The sequence below is a fragment of the Streptococcus mitis genome (assembly GCF_008763935.1).
In the GTDB taxonomy this organism is placed as follows: domain Bacteria; phylum Bacillota; class Bacilli; order Lactobacillales; family Streptococcaceae; genus Streptococcus; species Streptococcus mitis_DB.
Map to the genome: position 1 here is coordinate 1 of NZ_VTQF01000011.1, position 6,203 is coordinate 6,203.

Here is a 6,203-nt window from a genome sequence, read left to right on the forward strand (position 1 = left end):
CGGGCGCGACGGTTGCTTCGGCCTTCAGTTTGGAGAAGATACCCTCGCCGATGCCTTTAACGTTTTTGAGCTCTTCCACCGATTTGAAGGCACCATGCTGCTGGCGGTAGTCCGCAATGGCTTTCGCTTTGGCCGGACCGATGCCGGGCAGGGCTTCCAATTCGGACGGGGAAGCAGTATTGATGTTGACGGCGGCCAGCGACAGCGAGGCGGTCAGAACGGAGAGTGCGGCAAAGAGGAATTTTTTCATAAGGGCGTTTTCCTATCATTTCGTTAATATGGACGGTAACGCCTGGAATGCGTTACCACTATATATTTTATTATCATATACTTTACATCATTTTAGTTCAAACAATTTTAAATATTTCCAACTTTACTATCTCTTAATGTATTGATTTTACAACATCTACGAACCCACCTCAATTTCGAAGCGGCCCCACCCACATTCTCAAAAGCCCATTCTTCTACAACCGGAGCATTCAGAGTATTACCCCATTCCGCCCCACCGCCGCTATCAGCGGCAGGGATGTCCGGTTCGCCAAACCTGTCAACGATACAAAGTAAAAGCCCCCGACAACTGTCAGGGGCTTAGAATAGGTGTTTGGCAGTGACCTACTTTCGCATGGAAGAACCACACTATCATCGGCGCTGAGTCGTTTCACGGTCCTGTTCGGGATGGGAAGGCGTGGGACCAACTCGCTATGGCCGCCAAACTTAAACTGTACAAATCGGTAAAGCCTTAATCAATATATTTGGTGATGACTGAATCAGTCAGTAAGCTTTTATCTTTGAAGTCCTTCAAATGATAGAGTCAAGCCTCACGAGCAATTAGTATGGGTTAGCTTCACGCGTTACCGCGCTTCCACACCCCACCTATCAACGTCCTGGTCTCGAACGACTCTTTAGTGCGGTTAAACCGCAAGGGAAGTCTCATCTTCAGGCGAGTTTCGCGCTTAGATGCTTTCAGCGCTTATCTCTTCCGAACTTAGCTACCCGGCTATGCAACTGGCGTTACAACCGGTACACCAGAGGTTCGTCCACTCCGGTCCTCTCGTACTAGGAGCAGCCCCCGTCAAACTTCCAACGCCCACTGCAGATAGGGACCAAACTGTCTCACGACGTTTTAAACCCAGCTCACGTACCACTTTAAATGGCGAACAGCCATACCCTTGGGACCGACTACAGCCCCAGGATGTGATGAGCCGACATCGAGGTGCCAAACTCCGCCGTCGATATGAACTCTTGGGCGGAATCAGCCTGTTATCCCCGGAGTACCTTTTATCCGTTGAGCGATGGCCCTTCCATACAGAACCACCGGATCACTATGTCCTGCTTTCGCACCTGCTCGACTTGTCGGTCTCGCAGTTAAGCTACCTTTTGCCATTGCACTATCAGTCCGATTTCCGACCGGACCTAGGTAACCTTCGAACTCCTCCGTTACTCTTTGGGAGGAGACCGCCCCAGTCAAACTGCCTACCATGCACGGTCCCCGACCCGGATTACGGGTCTGGGTTAGAACCTCAAAGACACCAGGGTGGTATTTCAAGGACGGCTCCACAGAGACTGGCGTCTCTGCTTCAAAGCCTCCCACCTATCCTACACAAGTGACTTCAAAGTCCAATGCAAAGCTACAGTAAAGGTTCACGGGGTCTTTCCGTCTAGCAGCGGGTAGATTGCATCTTCACAACCACTTCAACTTCGCTGAGTCTCGGGAGGAGACAGTGTGGCCATCGTTACGCCATTCGTGCGGGTCGGAACTTACCCGACAAGGAATTTCGCTACCTTAGGACCGTTATAGTTACGGCCGCCGTTTACTGGGGCTTCGATCCGATGCTCTCACATCTTCAATTAACCTTCCAGCACCGGGCAGGCGTCACACCCTATACGTCCACTTTCGTGTTAGCAGAGTGCTGTGTTTTTAATAAACAGTCGCAGCCACCTATTCTCTGCGACCCTCCAGGGCTTACGGAGCAAGTCCTTAACCTTAGAGGGCATACCTTCTCCCGAAGTTACGGTATCAATTTGCCGAGTTCCTTCTCCCGAGTTCTCTCAAGCGCCTTAGAATTCTCATCCTGCCCACCTGTGTCGGTTTGCGGTACGGTTCAATTCAAACTGAAGCTTAGTGGCTTTTCCTGGAAGCGTGGTATCGGTCACTTCATGTCCGTAGACACTCGTCGTCACTTCTCGGTGTTAAGAAGACCCGGATTTGCCTAAGTCTTCCACCTACCGGCTTAAACAAGCTATTCCAACAGCTTGCTAACCTAACCTTCTCCGTCCCCACATCGCATTTGAATCAAGTACAGGAATATTAACCTGTTTCCCATCGACTACGCATTTCTGCCTCGCCTTAGGGGCCGACTCACCCTACGCCGATGAACGTTGCGTAGGAAACCTTGGGCTTTCGGCGAGCGGGCTTTTCACCCGCTTTATCGCTACTCATGTCAACATTCGCACTTCTGATACCTCCAGCACACTTTACAATGCACCTTCATCGGCCTACAGAACGCTCCCCTACCATGCTAGTAAACTAGCATCCGCAGCTTCGGTTATAGATTTGAGCCCCGTTACATCTTCCGCGCAGGACGACTCGACCAGTGAGCTATTACGCTTTCTTTAAATGATGGCTGCTTCTAAGCCAACATCCTGGCTGTCTGGGCCTTCCCACTTCGTTTACCACTTAATCTATCATTTGGGACCTTAGCTGGCGGTCTGGGTTGTTTCCCTCTTGACAACGGACGTTAGCACCCGCTGTCTGTCTCCCGAGGAACCACTTGATGGTATTCTTAGTTTGCCATGGGTTGGTAAGTTGCAATAACCCCCTAGCCATAACAGTGCTTTACCCCCATCAGTGTCTTGCTCGAGGCACTACCTAAATAGTTTTCGGGGAGAACCAGCTATCTCCGAGTTTGTTTAGCCTTTCACCCCTATCCACAGCTCATCCCCGCATTTTGCAACATGCGTGGGTTCGGTCCTCCAGTACCTGTTACGGCACCTTCAACCTGGCCATGGATAGATCACTCGGTTTCGGGTCTACACCCAGCAACTGTTCGCCCTATTAAGACTCGGTTTCCCTACGCCTCCCCTATTCGGTTAAGCTTGCTACTGAATGTAAGTCGTTGACCCATTATACAAAAGGTACGCAGTCACACCGCAAGGGTGCTCCCACTGTTTGTATGCATCAGGTTTCAGGTTCTATTTCACTCCCCTCCCGGGGTTCTTTTCGCCTTTCCCTCACGGTACTGGTTCACTATCGGTCGATGATGAGTATTTAGCCTTGGAGGATGGTCCCCCCATATTCAGACAGGATTTCACGTGTCCCGCCCTACTTTTCGTACGCTTAGTACCACTATTGAGATTTCGAATACGGGACTATCACCCACTATGGTCAAGCTTCCCAGCTTGTTCTTCTATCTCGACAGTTATTACGTACAGGCTCCTCCGCGTTCGCTCGCCACTACTTGCGGAATCTCGGTTGATTTCTTTTCCTCCGGGTACTTAGATGGTTCAGTTCTCCGGGTTCGCTTCTCTAAGTCTATGTATTCAACTTAGGATACTGCACAGAATGCAGTGGGTTTCCCCATTCGGACATCGCGGGATCATAGCTTTATTGCCAGCTCCCCCACGCTTTTCGCAGGCTTACACGTCCTTCGTCGCCTATCATCGCCAAGGCATCCACCTGATGCACTTATTCACTTGACTCTATCATTTCAAGAACTTCTCTGACTTTGCCTGACATTCCGTTGACAAGAACATCAAACTTGAATTTCCTACTTTGATAAAGCTTACTGCTTGTTGTGTCTTAATCCCGCCTTTTGTCTTTCGGGATTAAGTCGATACAATCATCACCCAAATACTGCACCTGTTTTTCTTTTCCTATTCAGGAGATAACTGACCGTTTGCAATCGGTCAATCATCAAAAACAGACACATTGTCTTTGTTTGTTGATTTCGGCTTTCCAATTTGTTAAAGATCGATGCGTTCAATATTGCTATTTACTTCGCAAATCAAAATTAGCTGATTATTATAGCAGCCTTTCTTTTTCCGTCAAACTGATTCACCATCAGACTTCTCTTTAGAAAAAAAGAAAGCAGTTACACTGCCTTTTTAACTCGCTTTGATTTGGAAAGTATTGGTGGAGGCAAACGGGATCGAACCGATGACCCCCTGCTTGCAAAGCAGGTGCTCTACCAACTGAGCTATGCCCCCGTTCTTGGTGGGTCTGGGAGGACTTGAACCTCCGACCCCACGCTTATCAAGCGTGTGCTCTAACCAGCTGAGCTACAAACCCGGATTCTCTTCTTAAGCGAATCTTGTCTTCACTCAAGCATTTTTCCGCATCTTCTACAGTTTACCGATAAGTGTGAATGCGACAGCCTCTTCTTTCTCTAGAAAGGAGGTGATCCAGCCGCAGGTTCCCCTACGGCTACCTTGTTACGACTTCACCCCAGTCATGAAGCATACCGTGGTAAGCGGGCTCCTTGCGGTTACCCTACCTACTTCTGGTATCCCCCACTCCCATGGTGTGACGGGCGGTGTGTACAAGACCCGGGAACGTATTCACCGCAGTATGCTGACCTGCGATTACTAGCGATTCCGACTTCATGCACTCGAGTTGCAGAGTGCAATCCGGACTACGATCGGTTTTGTGAGATTGGCTCCACCTCGCGGCTTGGCTACCCTCTGTACCGACCATTGTATGACGTGTGAAGCCCTGGTCATAAGGGCCATGAGGACTTGACGTCATCCCCACCTTCCTCCGGCTTGTCACCGGCAGTCTCATTAGAGTGCCCAACTTAATGATGGCAACTAATGACAAGGGTTGCGCTCGTTGCGGGACTTAACCCAACATCTCACGACACGAGCTGACGACAGCCATGCAGCACCTGTGTTACGGCTCCCGAAGGCACCCCTCCGTCTCTGGAGGGTTCCGCACATGTCAAGACCAGGTAAGGTTCTTCGCGTTGCATCGAATTAATCCACATCATCCACCGCTTGTGCGGGTCCCCGTCAATTCCTTTGAGTTTTAATCTTGCGACCGTACTCCCCAGGCGGTCGATTTCACGCGTTAGCTTCGCTACTAAGCAGTCAAGCTGCCCAACAGCTAATCGACATCGTTTAGGGCGTGGACTACCAGGGTATCTAATCCTGTTTGCTACCCACGCTTTCGGGCATGAACGTCAGTGTTATCCCAGGAGGCTGCCTTCGCCATCGGTATTCCTCCACATCTCTACGCATTTCACTGCTACACGTGGAATTCTACCTCCCTCTGACACACTCTAGTTACCCAGTTCAGAACGCAGTTCCCAGGTTGAGCCCGGGGATTTCACATCCTGCTTAAGTAACCGTCTGCGCCCGCTTTACGCCCAGTAATTCCGATTAACGCTCGCACCCTACGTATTACCGCGGCTGCTGGCACGTAGTTAGCCGGTGCTTATTCTTCAGGTACCGTCATCAGACAGGGGTATTAACCCTATCCTTTTCTTCCCTGACAAAAGTCCTTTACAACCCGAAGGCCTTCTTCAGACACGCGGCATGGCTGGATCAGGCTTGCGCCCATTGTCCAAAATTCCCCACTGCTGCCTCCCGTAGGAGTCTGGGCCGTGTCTCAGTCCCAGTGTGGCGGATCATCCTCTCAGACCCGCTACTGATCGTCGCCTTGGTAGGCCTTTACCCCACCAACTAGCTAATCAGATATCGGCCGCTCAAACAGCGCAAGGCCAAATGGTCCCCTGCTTTCTTCCTCAGAAAATATGCGGTATTAGCTAATCTTTCGATTAGTTATCCCCCACTGCTCGGTACGTTCCGATATGTTACTCACCCGTTCGCCACTCGCCACCCAAGAAGCAAGCTTCTCTGTGCTGCCGTCCGACTTGCATGTGTAAAGCATGCCGCCAGCGTTCAATCTGAGCCAGGATCAAACTCTTATGTTCAATCTCTAACTTTTTAACTTCTGGTCTGCTTCAAAGAAACCGACAGGACAATGTCTAAAACATCATCTTGTCTGTCTTTCAAACAGTGTGAGGCTGTCGCACTCACACTTATCGGTAATCTGTTTTGTTAAAGAGCGAAAACGAATTATAAAGCATTTCAAATCATTGTCAATCAAAACTTTTCTTAAAACCTCGAAAAATCAGACCAACTGTGATATACTTATCAGTTCGTTCAACCACCGCCGAAGCAGCGAAGAACCGAACTATACCCCC

General features: G+C 49.9%; 1 protein-coding gene, 2 tRNA genes and 3 rRNA genes. All 6 read right to left on the reverse strand.

All coding sequences use genetic code 11. The annotated features are described in order from the left end of the window. Positions 1-250: ComEA family DNA-binding protein (locus F9B91_RS10605; RefSeq protein WP_150923271.1), on the reverse strand; the 250-nt coding region annotated here is incomplete at its 3' end. A 349-nt stretch (positions 251-599) separates the two neighbouring features. Then, positions 600-713 (reverse strand): 5S ribosomal RNA (gene rrf, locus F9B91_RS10610). Positions 714-807: 94 nt separating this feature from the next. Continuing rightward, positions 808-3,699, reverse strand: a 23S ribosomal RNA gene (locus F9B91_RS10615). Between the two features lie 431 nt (positions 3,700-4,130). After that, positions 4,131-4,206, reverse strand: a tRNA-Ala gene (locus F9B91_RS10625). A 5-nt stretch (positions 4,207-4,211) separates the two neighbouring features. After that, positions 4,212-4,288: transfer RNA gene (locus F9B91_RS10630), tRNA-Ile, on the reverse strand. 101 nt (positions 4,289-4,389) lie between these two features. Then, positions 4,390-5,930 (reverse strand): 16S ribosomal RNA (locus tag F9B91_RS10635). Together the 16S, 23S and 5S rRNA genes with 2 tRNA genes alongside form the textbook arrangement of a ribosomal RNA operon. Between the last annotated feature and the right edge of the window lie 273 nt (positions 5,931-6,203).